The sequence below is a fragment of the Shewanella sp. SW24 genome (assembly GCF_025653395.1).
GTDB classification, from domain to species: domain Bacteria; phylum Pseudomonadota; class Gammaproteobacteria; order Enterobacterales; family Shewanellaceae; genus Shewanella; species Shewanella oncorhynchi.
In genome coordinates this window covers 135063-151074 of sequence record NZ_JAKKSH010000008.1, presented here as the reverse complement: position 1 = coordinate 151074, position 16012 = coordinate 135063, and the positions used below count along the sequence as shown (strand labels likewise).

The window sequence follows — 16012 nt, the reverse complement described above, 5'->3', positions numbered from 1 at the left end:
CCTCCCATTAATGGCTTAAAAGCAATAATTTCAATTTTTGTAGTGTCTCTTCATAGGGACTGAATTCATTGACTGATTGACACAAAAACTGCTGAATATCCTGATGGCGAGCCACTGCTTCATCAGTTTCTTGATCTTCACCTTGCACGTATTCACCCACTCGGATGAGTAATTGAACCTCTTGATACAATGCCAGTAACTGGCGCATCTTGGCGGCATGACACCGCTGCTCAGGGCTAACAATCTGATCCATTACCCTGCTGACACTGGCATTGATATCAATTGCAGGGTAATGGCCCGCTCCCGCGAGTCGACGGGATAGCACTATGTGTCCATCAAGTAAGGAACGAACTTCATCGGCGATAGGTTCATTCATATCATCCCCTTCAACCAGTACGGTATATATGCCTGTGATACTACCTTTGGCTGCAGGGCCAGCTCGTTCGACTAAGGCCGATAAATTGACAAAGACACTTGGAGGATAACCGCTAGACACTGGGCTCTCGCCAGCCGCCAACGCAATTTCCCTCGCACTGCGGGCAAATCGGGTCAGTGAATCCACCATCAACAGCACATTTTTACCTTGATCGCGAAAGTACTCAGCAATGGTCGTTGCCGTTAGTGTGGCTTTCATTCGCTCAAGCGGAGGACGATCCGATGTAGCAACCACCATCACAGTGCGCGCTCTTGCCTCTGGCGTGAGGTTATATTCGATAAACTCACGGACTTCACGGCCACGCTCGCCGACTAAGGTCAGTACAATCACATCCGCTTGGCAGTGCGCGGCGATCATGCCAAGTAAGGTACTCTTTCCCCCTCCTGCTGCGGCAAAAATACCAATCCTTTGGCCGATGCCACAGGCGAGGGCGCTGTCAATAGCGCGGATCCCCATGGGCATGACAGTATCAATAAGTTGTCGTGATAATGGATTAGGTGCAGAACCTTGGTTAGGCCTTAATGACGTTGCAGTCAGTCCATAGCCATCCATAGGAGCACCAAGGCCATCGACCACTCGACCAAGCAAGCCTTGACCTAAGGGGACTTGATGCCCATGGCCTAAGGTTTCAACTAATTCTCCACTGCATAGTCCCGCCGTAACGTCGAAGGGCGATAACAGGGCTTCATCGCCTTTTACCGCAACGACTTCGGCGCTGAGGCGATTACCAATGAGACAAAGCTCTCCTTGATGCGCACCGGGCAAAGTTGCACGCACGAGTGTGGCCCCCACTTCTTGAACTTTGCCGAAATAGCGAACCGATGGAACAGGCAACAGACTCTGAGTGGCGAATAAACTAGGTTCGAGTTGTGCATAAAGTGTTTCTTTACTGGGTAATTTCATCTATCGCCTCCATTAGCTCGCCAGTGCGGCATCGAGTACCTCACCCACTAAGTCCACTTGGCCTATGACTTTTATTTCTGCATCGTCGCCTAATTCCTGAAACGACAAAACGGGTGTGCTAAATAACTCGCGTTCTACAATTTTTCGCAGGTAACGACGCACATCAAGTGAGGTCAACAGTACACAGGTTTGTTCCGGTGGCAGCTGTTCTTGAATGCAGGTTAATATTTGCTGAGTTTGTGCCATGTCCAAGGCCGAATAAGAGCCAGCAGTCGATTGTCGTATCGATTCACGGATCACATTTTCAATTCCTTCTCCAACCATGAGCACAGCGATCCAACCTTGTGGGGTAGCAAACTTGCGGCGAATATGACGGCGAAGCGCAATCCGTACATACTCAGTTAACATGATGATGTCTTTCTCCTTTGGCACCCATTCGACTAAGGTTTCAAAAATAGTTCGTAAATCGCGCACCGAAATCCCCTCTTCAACTAAGCGTTGTAGGATCTCGGCGACCTTTCCTACTGACAAGAGGCGTTGAAGTTCCTTGACGAGCTCACCGTAGCGAGCCTCCATAGCATCCATTAAATACCGGGTTTCTTGTACACCAATAAACTCCCCTGCATAGCGGTCGATCACTTTACCCATCACATAAGCGGGAATTTGCTCATCACGACAAACAGCTAAACCTTGGGCTTCCGCCTGTTCAAGCGCATTACCTTTGATCCAATGCAATCTTTGATTACTAAAAGGGATGGACTCGACACGACATGGAATCGTTGCGATGGAGTCAATCAAAAGGGCTTCCTGTGGTACTAGCTGCAATTGCAATACAGATTCTTGGTACAAGAGCACATCACAACAACCTAGGCTGCCTTTCTTCGCTATTTGTAATTGGATTTCCGGTAATGGCACGCCTAATTGTTCAAACCATTGCCAACGCAGTTTTTGCAGTGCCTCTTTAACCCCATGGATAGGCACATCGGCTCCAAGATATAAAATCAGTGGTACAGCCCCTGGTGCCATATTGTCGACATTGGCCGTGTCACTTTTGCCAGCTTCAGTGAAATGGCTCTCCTCTCCTTGAGCACTTGCTCGTTTTTGCTGACGCTTCAACCACAATGAAGCCCCTAAAACGACCGAACCGAGTGTGCCGAAGACTAAAATTGGGAAGCCAGGGATTAAAGCAAAGATGAACATGACTATCCCGGCCATTTGCAATGATGCGGGTTGACGTCCTACTTGCATCACTAATTCGTTGGCTAAATTCTGTCTCTGCTCTCCAGGAACTCGGGTCACAATTAAGCCTGCAGTGACTGAAATCAGTAACGAAGGTATTTGGGCTATCAAACCATCCCCGACAGACAAGACTGCATAGGTATTTAATGCTTCGGCAGCCGACATATTGTGCTGCATGACACCGACAGCGATACCACCAATGATGTTAGTTAAAATGACAATAATACTGGCTATGGCATCGCCTTTTACAAACTTCATTGCACCGTCCATCGCGCCATAAAGCTGACTTTCTTTCTGAACTTGTGCCCGTTGACGCTTTGCCTCTTTAGCGTCAATGATGCCAGCACGCATGTCGCCATCGATACTCATTTGCTTACCAGGCATACCATCGAGGGAAAAACGTGCACTCACTTCCGCCACCCGCTCAGACCCCTTAGTGATAACGATAAACTGCACTATGGTGATGATGGCAAAGATAATAATTCCGACCGCTAAGTTGCCGCCAACCACGAAGTTACCGAAGGTGTATACAATATCTCCAGCATCATGCTGCAGTAAAATTAAACGACTGGTACTGATAGTAAGTGCCAGACGGTATAAGGTTGTGATCAATAGTAGGGATGGAAATACTGAGAACTCTAAAGGGTCACGGATGTATATGGCGATCATCAATAACACTATGGACAAGCCAAGGTTTAAGGCAATTAATACGTCGATCAAAGGTGTCGGTAGAGGCAAGATCATCATAAATACAGCTACCATTAACATGGCACTTAAGATGATATCGTGACGCCCTGCGGCTTTACTTAACCAACGACTGATGAGGTTCATCATTGACCTCCTATGAGCATACGATTTAGGAATTTTTGTTGCAGTTGGTACAAGTGGTACCAATCATGACCCTGGTGTGTCGATGGACAGAGGCAACTGATCATTAAACGGTTTTTGACGATGAACAATCGCTGAACTCTGCCCGCAAAAGCTTCTGGATGCCAACGTGATAAATAAGATTTGAGATCACCGGCGGGAGTGTTAAGCAACCAAGTCGTCATCAATAATCGTCCTTGATGGCACTCGAGTAACACTCCGTGTGGAGGCCAATGGCATTCAATGCGTTCCTCAAGCTTCACAGGCCAGCGATTCACTAACCGAAAAAATTGTTCGAGGTTGCGCATTAGTAGTAAATCCATATCGCTTCTCCAGCATTAACTCTCGGTCTTATCATCTCCCAGACAATAAAAAGCGGGTATCAGGTGAACACCTGAATACCCGCAAGTACTAAGTCAACAGCGATTCAACCACTATGGATTATCGAGAAGAGTTCTCCATCAATAAGGCCGCATCGATTTCTTCCATACATTGCTGTAATTGTGCTGGTACTATGTCAAGTTCAGCAACCCATTTCATAGCCCGCTCGACTGTTGTCTCCCTGTCTATTGCTTGATTAATTTCTATTTCGTGACTTTTATCATTAGCATATTGTTGCATGATCTGAACAAAGATCGCCTGCTGCGCATCACTATCGAGGCCGACTAATTGCGGCAGTAAATGTGCTTTTAGCGCGGCTTGGTGTTGTTCAAGCCCCAATACATCCGCCATCGATTTGGGGATTTCTGGGGTGCCTGATACGCTGTGGGCAATTGTCTTAATTATTGAAGTTTGAGATACGGGAGTATGAGCCAATTGCGCGAACGCTTGCTCGATTCGTTTTTCTGTCATTTCAGCCTCGGCCGCGCGGGCAGTATCGGCCATGCCTAAAAAATTAGCCCCTTGCAATGTCGACACCACAGCCTTGGAAAAATAGGCGCCTGCCATTAATCCTCCCAATCCAAGCCCCACAGCTGCCACTATTCCGACGCCACCAGTCCCTAAGGTAAACAATGCCGCCGCGATCGCTCCCGCCGATACCACAGAGGCAACCACAAGTGTCGTCACCACAGCAAAGACTTTGGCTCCCGTTGAAGCATGTTTCCACCAATTAACGATATCTGTGAGTGCACGCTTAACTGCACCGACTTTACCGACTTCAAAACAATCACGGGAGACTGTACCAACATCTTGCAGGGCCTGCCGCTGTAGCATATAGCCAGCGATGGCCTCACCACGAGCACTAAGCCCGCCTTCTGCCTGCATGCCTTTAATTAAAGCATTCACCATAACTTCACTGCTACGATACGCACGCATGTTATTGGCAAGCTGACGTTCTGACCAAGTTTGCAGGACGCCGCCAACTAAGCCGACGACAGGTGTAGCCATCCCTGCGCCAGGAAACATCATCCCAAATACACCGCTTACTAAAGGCCCACCTATGCCTGTATTAGCAGCCCCTTTCGCCCCACCCGCAATATACGGCGCTAACTGTGCCATGTGTAATAACGCAATCATTTGCGGTGTCATAGCGAAATTCGTTTTATCCGGCAGCTCTTCTCTCTTACCTTGCAGAATATCGTGCACTTGGTTTTGTACCGTCCCGGTTTGCCACACTGTGGTGACAGTGTTAACCAGTTCCATTCCAAAGGTCCCTGGGTTGGCCAAAATAATATTGTAGGCTTGAGTTAAATTGCCTGCGAGCTCACGTGCCTCGATCGGATGTGCCATCGACCAATTATGCAGGTCGCCCAGTGCAGCCATCATGTTTTGAGGCGAGGTTAAAGCTGACACATTTGCTACGCTAGCTTTCGAGGCTTTAACACTTGATGCTAAAGCGAGATAAGCCTCCGCGACACTGCTCATGTTATTTTTGGCCAACTGTCTAGATAAAATAAGTTCTTCTAAACTTGGACGATATTGGGAAGACCAATTGCCGACAAACTTTTGCACTAACCAACTTTGCCATGCATGTCCACTCGCCATCCCCCCTTGATCTGGATAGCCGCCATTATTTTTTGCTGCAATTGTGGCCTTTTTCAGCTGTAACAAACCATGTTGGTAGGCATCATCGAGATCTTCAATAGAGCGATTGACTTCGGCTAACTGGCGAGTCACAGTGTGAAAAGCTCGCAGTTCAGGGGAACTTGCCTCAGGTTCGGCTAAAGTGAGTACTAGCCCTTCACCATATAACTGCTGTAAATGTGCGGTCAATTTTTCCAGTTTAGCCGATAAAAGATGCTGCTCTTGAGTTAAGGCGCGCACTTTTTCATTATTATTTTGTAATTCAGGGAGATGGCTAAGAAAATAACTTAAATTGACCTCGGCACGTTCAGCATTTGTTTCCCTCCTAACTTGCGCGAGTTGCTGGGTTAACGCCGACAATTTAGCGACATTATTTCCCGCTATCACTAGCACATCTTGTGCACTCTGCAGTCGATTGAGTCGCTCAACTAAAGTTCGGGTCGCATCTTGATCCGCACTAATTTGCACTAGCTCTTGGGTTAGCTGATTGCGCACCGTCTCAGAGGGAACAGCCGACAGCAACTCGGTCACGGCTCGGTGATAATCATTACACAAGGCAAGACGTTCGGTCAGAAAACTGTGATAACGAGCTTGATCTTGCTCAATCTGTGAGACTAGTTGCAGGTTGTTAACATCATCAAACAACGAAATATCTTGCGAATTATTTGGGCTAAAGCTGATGGAGCTCACTCCCTCGAACCAATTAAGATGATGCTGAGTTTGTAGAACTTGCTGCGCTAAACTTGCCACTTGAGGTGTTAAAGTATAGCTATCGAGCTCATTTCTTAGTGTCTGCTCAAGGTCGAGATCATCAAAGTTAACAGGCTCATCGAACTGTAAACGACTGCCTTTCTCGACATATTCTTGTCCGCCAAGATACAGTAATGTTGCGGTGAGATCTTCGAAATGAACCTCTTCCCCAGAAGGGTTGATAGCCTTATACAATATAGTACTGAGTTGGGTTCCAGCCTGTTTCACTGCAGCTAAATGATCTTCGATTTTCACTTGCTTGCCGACAGCGATTAGCGCTTGTTCGCTAAGATTACAGGCCCGAGTAAGGCAGTCGGCCAGTAAGGTTTGTGCTTGTTCTAGCTGGATTAGATGTTGCTCGGCTTCAGCCTGTTGCGCTTCAAATGGAGTCTTAAATGACGAACTCATGGCTAGAGGTTCTTGTATGGGGTTTAGCACAAACTGGTTAATAAGTAATACTAAGCTTTTGATCTCTGGCATTATTTTTTTTGCCCTGAGACTTCGCTGATGTTCTCCTCATTGAGCATAGAAACTAAGCTTGCCGCTATATATTCAACTCTCTCTGTCTGACTGAGTTCATTTTGCATTAAAGGGGAAAACAGTTGATAACTACTCACTAAAGTATCCGCTGTCAGTTTGTTTTGTAGTGAATAGGGAAGCTGGGCATGAAACTCAGATAAGGCTAGGCGCATCGGGGTCGATGCTAATAAGGCTTGCTCAAATGTCTGCATTGCCGTAGTTAACACATCATATTGCGATAATCCCAGATTGACTTCGGCCAGTAGCGGCGACAGAACACTGCTCTGCTCCACCGACAAATTAGCTTTCAATTCAGCGACTAGGGTTAAAGCCTGCTTAATTTGCACTAGCCCAAATTTGACATGATCACGCATTGCAGTCAGTTCATCGCTGCTAATCAAGGGATCTCGACTCTGATTTAAGTTCTGTATACATGTCGCTAGCTGAGTGTCGCTAAGTACTTGATTATAATTTTTAATAGCTTGTTGTAAGGTTTTAATGGGTTCAGGTTCTGAATACACCCAAGACGCCAGCCAAGTTTGAGTGGTCGGCATAGTTAATTTTTGAGGTACTGGTGTAGTTAACAACTGCTTAAGGCATTGATTCTGTGTGTGTAAAATATCCTGTGGCGTAATAAGCTGCTGGCTTAAAATATGGAAAGCCGTTCCCCTGATGTCTTTATCGACGGATATAGGTTCTGCTGAAGGTTTAAGCACTGATGGGCTGAGCGTTTGCTTCTCCGACGATTTGGACTCAATCCCGCTCTGGGAAGGTAAAGCAAGAACTTTGAGCGTATCTTCATTAGTCTCGCATATGTTTAAAGGAGGGAGCGGCATAAATGCTTCACACCGTTCGGTGAGTTGCTCGATCGTACGCCGAGTTAATGGAGTATGACCGGACAAATCGACAGCATCTACCATATCCAGTGCAATATCATGACCAAATCTTACCGCCAATGCCTGCAAGAACACGCCCAACACTTGCTTATTATCGAGTGACAAGCCATTGACATAATCTTGGACCGCTTGGGTATTTTTGAGTAAAGGAATATGGCTCAGCATGCTAAGTAATTTTTCTTTAAAGCCTTCTTTGGCAACTATAATCGTCGGTATACCCTCGGGGGTATCGACTAAGGAAAGACGGCCGTCAAGCTTAGCCGCATGACTAAATGCACTGATATCTAAGGCCATATTATTGCCCCCCCGCACTAAGATTTATGGTATTTATTGATGAGGTTGTCCCAGTCATTTCGGTTTCAACATGGCTCTGCAGAGCTTGATACGTGTCGACTAAGTCACCGAGAAATTCGCTGAGCAGGGGGGAACTGGCTGGCATAGGAATAAATGTTAAATATAACAAAGCATCGGACTGAGGCTCATAGCAGATGCAGCCCTTACCTTGTTCGGCAAGTTTGAGATTCAATTGCAAACAAGCTTGCCAATAGTGGTTTTCAGTCAGCTGCGGCTTCTGAGCGAGCATGCAATAAAAGGTCCATTGCGCATCGCCGTAACGTATAGAGATCATTAATTTTTGATCTAGCATTAGCAGACATTGTCCATTAGCATCAAACACTAATGGTAAGCCGAGTGCTAGGCCGAGCTGAGCTAATAATTGGTCATGTACATTCATCTAGCGTCCCCTCAATTGGTGAAAGTGTGACCTTGATGAAAGTTTGTCCTGAGTCAGGAGGAATGAATATCAGGTGTACACCTGAGACTAATCGAGTTCTAACTTAAATACCTGTTGTATTACGGGCCAGTGTCGAGTCTTATGCGGCAAAAAATCTCGCAGGTCAATCAAGCAACCATGCGTCAACGAATGGACAGTATAGGTATTGCACATGGTCTGAATGTAGATCTTTCCTGCAATATCATCACAGTTGCCTGAGTTCTGCGTTACGCTAACATTAGCAGATGCTCATTATTCCTGATCACACCAGTCATCGAGTAAGCCCAACATGGCCTCTTCAATATGTTCTTTCTGTTCTGGATCGCGAAAACATGCCAGAGGAATAATACTCAGCAGTTCCCGCCAGCGCCGCAGAAATCCCAATCGTCTTGCAGGCATTAAAGGTAATAGTCGTATTTGTTCATCTATCCATTGGGGATACACCCAAGCTTGTTCTGTCAGTTGTAACGTGACTTTTAACACTTGTTCACCATCAAGCTGAGTCGCACGGGCGAGCATATAGCAATGTTCCTCTATCGTAAGAAAAATAAGCAATCGACGTAAGTCATCTACCGCTGCTGCTATCTTGACCATGTTTCTCCCGCTGTGCTGATCGCTCAGAGGTTCAGATAGTGCTCTAAGCAACACACGGATCCGCTTACGGCGGTCAGGAAGATGCTGAAGTAATTCAAACCATTTTGCTAAGCCGGCATCGCCTCGAACCGCTTGTTGATAAAGTTGTTGCAAGGCTTGCAGACCAGCATGATCGAGTGCAACGCCTTCAAGGGCGGCAAATAATGCTATTTCAGCTCCTTCTTGCGAGAGTAATTCTGTCAGTAATTTGCGTAGCTTATTATGGGCGGATTGACCTAATTTTCCTGACATGACTAGCGCCATCATTAATAGCATCATGTTACCGCTGTCTAAACCCAATTGTTTAAGTTGCGAAAGGATCTCATCACCATCGCCTAAGCTCGCAAACTGTTCGGCCAGTTTATTGACTGTGCTTGCTTGCGTGTCTCCCAGTTGTTGCAGTAACTGCTCGAGTGCTGTAAATCGGGGATCTGTTGGCTCTTTACCTGAGGTTAACTTTTTCAAATGGCTGCTTAATCCGAGACTTAATCCTTCCATGGTCTCTTCCAATGCTTCAGAACGCACTTCCGCTAATTCTGCGGCCGCCATGTCTGTTACATTGTTTGCCGGAAACACTTGTCCATGGGTTTCGTTAACACTCGCTGTGTTATGAAAATCCACTGCGTTGGCACCATCGATACGCACCATAATAAGCTCCTTAGCCAACGCCCTTTAATGGTTCGGGGACAAACGCCGCCAGTAATTGCTGTAAGTGTTCATTAAGATCAATTTTAGCTGTCATAGTCGAAGAACTTAATTCGGCCTGTCCAGAGACTAACTCCGCTGATACTTGCACTGTCATACGGCCATCGAATACCTTGGCTAGCGCGGCAAAATCATCATTTGAAACCAGCAGTGTTAAGGCACCTTGCCCTACTCGTTCACAGACTTGATCGGATAACCGTTTGATTAGAAATGCAGACAACTCATGTTCTTGCATCCAAGTCGTCAGCACTTTTTTAATTTGCTCGGCAATATTGGCATGTAATTTATCGGTAAGCGATTGAATTAACTGGGCTTCGTTATAATGCCAGCTAATGGCCTCATCGATGGCCACAGCTTTAGCTTGCTGTTGCCACTGTGCGCTAAGCGCTTGGGCATCCTGTTGTGCTTGCTCTAGTATCTGCTCACTACGAGCTTGCGCAGCATCGCGTTGACGGCGGGCTTTTTTGAGTGCTTTGGCAATTCGCGTGCGAACTAAGTGTTCCATATCCGCTAACTCACTCGCCCGATGTAACGCTGTGGCGCTGATCAAATGATGACCTTCACGACGGAGCTCGCAAGGGCGTACCTCAATTAAAAATGGGTTCATAGTAGTCGCTCCAATCTCATTAACCAGCGAGAAATATCTAAGGAAATAGGTGCTAGGGAGTCTGCTTTACATGGCAATGTTGCTTGCACAGGTAAGGTCAAGGCTAATGCCCGCCAGAACGGTTTGTTTCCCCATAATTGTCCTATCAGGTTAATAGCGCAGGCCTGGGCTACGCCAACTAACTCTGTCGCAGTCACTTCGTCTCGATAGACATATGTTGTAAGTTGGGGCCTCTGGGGCCACAAATTCCAAATTTGTTGAATTTGTGCTTGGCTTAACTCTTGATGCAAGGCATCACGATATTCACGTAATGACACATAATCAGGGCGGTTGAGGAGAAAGAGCCCCAACGCCGTCACTATGGCACTGAGTTTATGCCGGCAGGCTAACAGGTTAGCCTCGAGCTCATTAAATTCCTTTGGTAAATCTTGACCTGCCAAACCATAACGGGAAACCACAACTGCTTCGATTCGCTGCGCTAATCGGGTACCCGCTTGATACTGTGCCTGCCAAAGAGTTAATTGTAATTCTTGCCACCAGCTCGGATGCATAGTCGCAACAGGTTGCCAAACGAGACGATTGAAGGCCAATAATGCTGGTGATATAACTCGATTTAACTTGTTTTGGCCAGTAGCTTCGACCCGTATTAGTGGTTGATTAGGGGTCAAGTCCTCCATAGTTCCTCCAGAAACAACAATTGTTATGGTTACTTACGTCTCATCCACCACATACCGCCTATGCTGAGTAGCATTATTCCAGATAAGCTGATCACTAATGGTAACTTGTACGCTTCGACCTGGGCTAAAAATTGAGATGAACTACTGCTAGTGGGCTGGGTAATTGCTTGATAGCGATAACTCGCAGCTTGCAAAAAGACACTGATATTGTCGTAACTCAGTCCTGGAACGGCATTCTGCACTAAGCTCTTAATCTGATTTTCCGTATTTGTTAAGTTAGCCTGAGGTGAATATTTAATGTATACGGAGGCCGACTTAGTCAGTGCAATCTGACGCCCTGAGTCGGGTGCAGGTTCAGCAATAGACACCCTAGCGCTAATCACCCCATCCATACTCGACAAGGTACGCTCAAGTTGTTGCTCTTTTAGATAACCCATTTTCGCTTCCTCTTGGGCGGGTGAAGTCACTAACTGACCCGAAGGGAACAAATCCTCGATATTGGCATAATGAGGTTTAGGAAAGCCATTTTGTCTCAGTAATTCAACGGCATTGATAAATTGATCTTTATCTATTTTTAAGGACACATTACCTGATTTTTGATCCGCTTCAGCACTGGCATCTATGTGATTAAGCATCAACAGGGCGACCATTTGATTCGCTTCATCTTGTGGAAGATCTCGATAGAGATCGACTTTGCATCCAGTCAATGCGAAGACGAGCAACAATATTGACCATTTAAAATGTTTCATTGCATATTCACCAATTTGTTTATGGATTGGGAGACGGCGCCCGCAGTCTTTGCCGCCAGATCGACCTCAACTATGGCTTTACCCATCAAAAGCTGTCCGCCTAACATGGCCTCTGGAGAGGGTGAGTGGCCGACTCCGTGACTTTCAGCACTCTGTATCACACCTTGTAATGAACCCGAAGCCTGTGGCTGAGTTGCTATGTTCACCGCCTGACTTATATCCGATCCCCCTAATTGCATTAATTGTGAAAACTGGCTTGCTAAGTTAGGGTCTGCTTCTGTAGTTTTGCTGGCTTGCTGGGTGACTTTAGCAAGCTGACTTAGGCTATGAATTTCCATTGGAACCTCCACGTAACATCTGTGAAATAATTTCACTCCGCCCAGCTGTTGGGCCTGAACCTGAAAATAAAAACCTTAATCCTTGGGCTGCTTCAGTCTGACAAGAGGCTAATTCCCTTAATGCTTTAGTATTTTCATTTAAACCAAAGTAAATAAGGCTGGCACAAATATGTCTGTCTTCATCATCGCTAATCAGTTGAGGAAAAATGGCTAGCAAAGCATAGGCTTGCGATGTTAGACCATGGTTTGAGGCGGCAATAGCAGCCTCTACTAACAGTTGTTTATCGGCACTGGTTAACATAATTTTTCCTTGCAATCGAAGGGGGTTAAATCTTAGAAATGATCCCTTGGATCATGTCTTTAATCGCTTTTATCATGGCACTCTCATAGCCGACAAAGTTAGAGTATTGCTGCATGGCAAATTGGGCTTTGATCATCTTGTCGGGATCGGTCAAATCGCCTGCAGACATCTTGGCCTGTACCTCTTGAGCTGAGCGCGTCGATAGCTGAGACAATTGATTAACTATGGCACTTAAGTCCATGGGACCTCCTTATACAAAGGTTGCACGCAGTACGGTTGGGCTGCATAAATAACGTTTCTTAAACGATTCGGTAAAATGTGCGTGATTACTAAAACCACTATCTAAGGCAATATCGGCGACTTTTTTCTCAGTCACTATCAGTTGCTGACGGGCATAACTTAAGCGCCGTTCTAACAACCATTGCTTTGCCGATACACCATAGTTTTTATAAAACAAGAAATTGAGTCGGCGTACTTCAATGCCTAAATTTTCGGCAAAGCGTGTGACTGGCCAAGGTTGCATAAAATTGCCCTCAAGATAGCTCAGCATCTTGTCGTTATGGGCTAAGAAGTAACGCATTAAACCGGAAAAGTAACGGTTATCCATGCCAAGACAGTACATAAAAATAAACTTAATCAATAAATTATGATTACCTTTCAACTGTTCAATGACATTGCTTAACTCATCAAATACAGGGAGTATTTTTGTTGATTCTGGTTGAAATCGATTCATCTCAGCACTCGGGCCAATCAGATCGGCAATTTCGTGAAATAATGCGTGTAGCTCACCTGGATAACAAAAGATGCTCATCCAATTGTCACGACTCAAAGCAGAAGCTGTTGCCTCCTCAGTGGTTACAACTAACTGATTACTGCCGACCGCTAGATTTTCACCCTGATAGTGGATTTTCCCTGGCTGTCGAAACAAAATTATTTGTATTGCACTCATATGGATTAACCCTTACTGCAAACTATGATTCATTGTGAAACGCGAGCGGATAGGTTGACATCAGGTGTTAACCTGAGATCTGAATTCGCTTAAATGCAGCTGCGTCAACAACGACTTATGAGAAACTAACCCGTGGGATAAGAATCGAAGGAACGACTAAAAAAGAAAACGATTGATATACTAGCCAGCATCCTTGCTGACGGTCCGTAATGACTCAGACTAAGCCACTGCGTAATGCATTAAGATCTTGACCCCGTTGAACTTGTTTATGAATTAGCAGGAGGTCATACACTTTATGGTCAATTTGTGCAGAACTAAAACTATGGCCCTCTTTTCCGTATAACCCCTTTTTTTCAATATGTTTATCGACGACCCGATTCATTTTCTCGGTCAAACAATGGAGTGTTTTTAAGACTAATCTATCTCTAACTGCGGTCATTATTGCGGGATCTACGTGTTCTACTCGATCGAGATGTACTCTATCGACTAGGACCCTTGCAGCGCTCTCAAGGGCACTCTTGCCTGCACTGTGTCTATCGATTTCGAGCATAGTAGCGATATCAGCCAGTACCTGTTTGTTCACCTTAGGACTCGCAAGATAACTGCCATGCTGGATCAATTTGTCTAACTTTAGGGCTGCATAGCATAAGATGTGCTGCTTAGCGGCATCTTGCTTATCAGCTTGCGTTCCCAGGGCATTAAACGCAGATTTACATGCTTTTGCCACCACAGTATCCCCGTCTCTGCTAAGCCATAGTGCATCAGATAATTGCGTAATGTGTTGGTCTTTAATCGCTTGTCTTTGAGTTATCGCTTGATCTGGCGATAACCGAATTGCTTGCCTTGCGTTCTCTGAGGGAGAAAAACGGCCTAACCCAGTCGCTATGCTAGCGTTAAAGGCGTTACTGCTTAACATATTGTCTCCTCGCTATATTGTTTAAGGACTGTTATTGATTTAGCTAAAGCTATTATTTCTAGCTCTCGCAGGCTGTAATTCTGCTAATTGCTGCTGTAGCATTTGTAGCTGCTGCATCACGCCTGATAGTTGAACGTTGGATTTATCGAAGCGTGACTGTAGTTGCTCAAATTGATTTTGACTCTGCAGTAGCAATCCCTCTTTCTCTGCAAGTTGTTGCTGTAATGTTTGATTAGTTCCTCTGAATCGCTCACTCTGTTTCATACGGATTTCGGCATCAAATTGCGCCGTTTTTTCATTGGCTTGGCTCTCTTTCAGTGCTAACTGCACCTCACTGAGTTTCATATTACCTTGCTGTGTAAGGGCAGAGGCTTGTAACTGACGCAGTTGGTATGCTTTTACGCTAGACACTTCTGCTTCGAATGATTTATTTTGAGAAGTACCTTTTAACTTATCCAGTACCTTGGTCGAGGTATGGTTCACTAAACCGATAACCCCTTCTACGACAGGTTCGGCGCTTCTACGGGCCATATTCACCATATTAACTGTGCCAGCAATATGCGCGGGAAGAGAGGGAGGAGATACCACCGCACTCCATAAAGTGCCTACTGCTAGCGCAACTCTTGAGCTAATGGAAACGGCTTTGCCCCACCACTGTGCTCTATCATCATTTACCCCCATCTTGCTTAACAAGAGATTTAGCGCATTAGCAATGGAATCACTGCCCATGGCGAGTCCTTCTCCCCCAGCCGCTTTACTACGCCAGTCAGCAAAAGCACAACCCGCGTCGGCGACCGCTAAGGTAAAAGCAACGCCAGAGGCTATCAATAAGGGAACCCCTGCCCCCCCCGTGAGTATTGTGGCAGCGATAGACACGCCAAGCGCAATACCAGCAAAAGCCACCGAAGCGAGCTTACTAAAAAAGCCGGACTTGGCCAGATCTACCCCCACTTTTTTAGCCTCATCGGCAGCCACTTTAGCTTCATCCCGAGTCAGTTGTGCCTTGGATTGAATATCAGTGACCTTACCGTCGACTTCAGAGCTCAGGGGCACTTGTTTGGGATCAAAGCTGCCTAATTGTGTTTTTAACAAGGCGCGGGCCGAACTGACTAAATCTAAACTACTTAAAGTCGGGGATGATAAAGGAACATGTGTTAACTCATTCATAATAAACCTCTTTCAATAATATAAATGAAGATTGCAAATCCTATTGTCTATTGATTATTGAGAGCACTAAGCAATTGCTGTGCTTGCTCCCCCACAAAATGGTGCTCTGGCTTACTGTAGCTCTGTGAGATAGCCATCTGTAACGCTTCGATTGCCGAGGCGTCATCATCTAAGCTCAGAAAGCACTGCGCAATGCGGAAACTCGCGTCGGGAGAGCAAGCATCCATCACGAGTGCATAACCATAGAAGGTCAAGGCATGCTGGTATTCACCTAGCCAATGTAGGCAAGACCCCAGTCCAAGATGAAAACGTCTATCCCAAGGCTGATGCATGACCAAATAGGTAAAATCGACAATCGCTTCTACGGGTAAGCCTGCCTGATATTTACTCGTACCTGATAGGTAAATTAGCTCGAGATCTTGACTCGTTAAGCCAGCTTGCTCAGCTAAGGTCTGTTGTTCGACTAAGGCTAACTTGCAGGCTGCTTCAAGCTTTTCAAAATCTAATTCAATCTCTTTATTTATCATTTGAGGTGCCTTTAGCGGTTCAATTTAAATGCATTT

General features: G+C 45.8%; 17 protein-coding genes. All 17 read right to left on the bottom strand.

Features of this window, described 5'->3' with window-relative positions:
• Positions 1–7 precede the first annotated feature (7 nt).
• Positions 8–1339, bottom strand: a complete 1332-nt coding sequence (locus tag L5M17_RS09020) for an EscN/YscN/HrcN family type III secretion system ATPase (RefSeq protein ID WP_028761718.1) — start codon at positions 1337–1339, stop codon at positions 8–10.
• Between the two features lie 12 nt (positions 1340–1351).
• On the bottom strand, positions 1352–3409 hold the full coding sequence (locus tag L5M17_RS09015) for an EscV/YscV/HrcV family type III secretion system export apparatus protein (RefSeq protein ID WP_028761717.1): 2058 nt from the start codon (positions 3407–3409) through the stop codon (positions 1352–1354).
• Positions 3409–3768, bottom strand: a complete 360-nt coding sequence (locus tag L5M17_RS09010) for a type III secretion apparatus (protein ID WP_219252137.1) — start codon at positions 3766–3768, stop codon at positions 3409–3411. The genes L5M17_RS09015 and L5M17_RS09010 overlap by 1 nt, the downstream gene beginning before the upstream one ends.
• 118 nt (positions 3769–3886) lie before the next feature.
• A complete protein-coding gene (locus L5M17_RS09005) occupies positions 3887–6700 on the bottom strand; it encodes a hypothetical protein (RefSeq protein WP_263146776.1) in 2814 nt (937 codons plus the stop codon).
• The gene (locus tag L5M17_RS09000; protein ID WP_263146774.1) at positions 6700–7929 is read right to left on the bottom strand and encodes a type III secretion system effector BopA family protein; all 1230 of its coding nucleotides are present in this window, start codon (positions 7927–7929) and stop codon (positions 6700–6702) included. Before L5M17_RS09000 ends, L5M17_RS09005 begins: the two co-directional genes overlap by 1 nt.
• Position 7930: 1 nt before the next feature.
• The gene (sicP, locus tag L5M17_RS08995; RefSeq protein ID WP_173246799.1) at positions 7931–8368 is read right to left on the bottom strand and encodes a chaperone SicP; all 438 of its coding nucleotides are present in this window, start codon (positions 8366–8368) and stop codon (positions 7931–7933) included.
• Positions 8369–8659: 291 nt separating this feature from the next.
• Positions 8660–9688: a TyeA family type III secretion system gatekeeper subunit gene (locus tag L5M17_RS08990; RefSeq protein WP_028761714.1), complete on the bottom strand. Its 1029-nt coding sequence runs from the start codon at positions 9686–9688 to the stop codon at positions 8660–8662.
• 10 nt (positions 9689–9698) lie between these two features.
• Positions 9699–10352: a type III secretion protein gene (locus tag L5M17_RS08985; RefSeq protein ID WP_263146771.1), complete on the bottom strand. Its 654-nt coding sequence runs from the start codon at positions 10350–10352 to the stop codon at positions 9699–9701.
• On the bottom strand, positions 10349–11029 hold the full coding sequence (locus tag L5M17_RS08980; protein ID WP_263146768.1) for a type III secretion system domain-containing protein: 681 nt from the start codon (positions 11027–11029) through the stop codon (positions 10349–10351). Before L5M17_RS08980 ends, L5M17_RS08985 begins: the two co-directional genes overlap by 4 nt.
• Before the next feature lie 29 nt (positions 11030–11058).
• Positions 11059–11778: a type III secretion system inner membrane ring lipoprotein SctJ gene (gene sctJ / locus L5M17_RS08975; protein ID WP_012197148.1), complete on the bottom strand. Its 720-nt coding sequence runs from the start codon at positions 11776–11778 to the stop codon at positions 11059–11061.
• A complete protein-coding gene (sctI, locus tag L5M17_RS08970; protein ID WP_131525054.1) occupies positions 11775–12116 on the bottom strand; it encodes a type III secretion system inner rod subunit SctI in 342 nt (113 codons plus the stop codon). The genes sctJ and sctI overlap by 4 nt, the downstream gene beginning before the upstream one ends.
• Positions 12103–12417, bottom strand: a complete 315-nt coding sequence (locus L5M17_RS08965; RefSeq protein WP_012197146.1) for an EscG/YscG/SsaH family type III secretion system needle protein co-chaperone — start codon at positions 12415–12417, stop codon at positions 12103–12105. The genes sctI and L5M17_RS08965 overlap by 14 nt, the downstream gene beginning before the upstream one ends.
• Positions 12418–12442: 25 nt before the next feature.
• Positions 12443–12658, bottom strand: coding sequence for a type III secretion system needle filament subunit SctF (sctF, locus tag L5M17_RS08960; RefSeq protein ID WP_012197145.1), 216 nt, complete (start codon positions 12656–12658; stop codon positions 12443–12445).
• Between the two features lie 9 nt (positions 12659–12667).
• On the bottom strand, positions 12668–13366 hold the full coding sequence (locus L5M17_RS08955) for a helix-turn-helix domain-containing protein (protein WP_012197144.1): 699 nt from the start codon (positions 13364–13366) through the stop codon (positions 12668–12670).
• Between the two features lie 214 nt (positions 13367–13580).
• The gene (locus tag L5M17_RS08950; RefSeq protein ID WP_131525052.1) at positions 13581–14282 is read right to left on the bottom strand and encodes a hypothetical protein; all 702 of its coding nucleotides are present in this window, start codon (positions 14280–14282) and stop codon (positions 13581–13583) included.
• Positions 14283–14321: 39 nt separating this feature from the next.
• Positions 14322–15449: a hypothetical protein gene (locus tag L5M17_RS08945; RefSeq protein ID WP_263146762.1), complete on the bottom strand. Its 1128-nt coding sequence runs from the start codon at positions 15447–15449 to the stop codon at positions 14322–14324.
• Between the two features lie 47 nt (positions 15450–15496).
• Positions 15497–15976: a SycD/LcrH family type III secretion system chaperone gene (locus L5M17_RS08940; protein WP_263146760.1), complete on the bottom strand. Its 480-nt coding sequence runs from the start codon at positions 15974–15976 to the stop codon at positions 15497–15499.
• Between the last annotated feature and the right edge of the window lie 36 nt (positions 15977–16012).

Coding starts and splice junctions, on each gene's coding strand:
- L5M17_RS09020 (WP_028761718.1), bottom strand. CDS start 1,339: ATGAAATTACCCAGTAAAGAAACACTTTATGCACAACTCGAACCTAGT.
- L5M17_RS09015 (WP_028761717.1), bottom strand. CDS start 3,409: ATGAACCTCATCAGTCGTTGGTTAAGTAAAGCCGCAGGGCGTCACGAT.
- L5M17_RS09010 (WP_219252137.1), bottom strand. CDS start 3,768: ATGGATTTACTACTAATGCGCAACCTCGAACAATTTTTTCGGTTAGTG.
- L5M17_RS09005 (WP_263146776.1), bottom strand. CDS start 6,700: ATGCCAGAGATCAAAAGCTTAGTATTACTTATTAACCAGTTTGTGCTA.
- L5M17_RS09000 (WP_263146774.1), bottom strand. CDS start 7,929: ATGGCCTTAGATATCAGTGCATTTAGTCATGCGGCTAAGCTTGACGGC.
- sicP (WP_173246799.1), bottom strand. CDS start 8,368: ATGAATGTACATGACCAATTATTAGCTCAGCTCGGCCTAGCACTCGGC.
- L5M17_RS08990 (WP_028761714.1), bottom strand. CDS start 9,688: ATGGTGCGTATCGATGGTGCCAACGCAGTGGATTTTCATAACACAGCG.
- L5M17_RS08985 (WP_263146771.1), bottom strand. CDS start 10,352: ATGAACCCATTTTTAATTGAGGTACGCCCTTGCGAGCTCCGTCGTGAA.
- L5M17_RS08980 (WP_263146768.1), bottom strand. CDS start 11,029: ATGGAGGACTTGACCCCTAATCAACCACTAATACGGGTCGAAGCTACT.
- sctJ (WP_012197148.1), bottom strand. CDS start 11,778: ATGAAACATTTTAAATGGTCAATATTGTTGCTCGTCTTCGCATTGACT.
- sctI (WP_131525054.1), bottom strand. CDS start 12,116: ATGGAAATTCATAGCCTAAGTCAGCTTGCTAAAGTCACCCAGCAAGCC.
- L5M17_RS08965 (WP_012197146.1), bottom strand. CDS start 12,417: ATGTTAACCAGTGCCGATAAACAACTGTTAGTAGAGGCTGCTATTGCC.
- sctF (WP_012197145.1), bottom strand. CDS start 12,658: ATGGACTTAAGTGCCATAGTTAATCAATTGTCTCAGCTATCGACGCGC.
- L5M17_RS08955 (WP_012197144.1), bottom strand. CDS start 13,366: ATGAGTGCAATACAAATAATTTTGTTTCGACAGCCAGGGAAAATCCAC.
- L5M17_RS08950 (WP_131525052.1), bottom strand. CDS start 14,282: ATGTTAAGCAGTAACGCCTTTAACGCTAGCATAGCGACTGGGTTAGGC.
- L5M17_RS08945 (WP_263146762.1), bottom strand. CDS start 15,449: ATGAATGAGTTAACACATGTTCCTTTATCATCCCCGACTTTAAGTAGT.
- L5M17_RS08940 (WP_263146760.1), bottom strand. CDS start 15,976: ATGATAAATAAAGAGATTGAATTAGATTTTGAAAAGCTTGAAGCAGCC.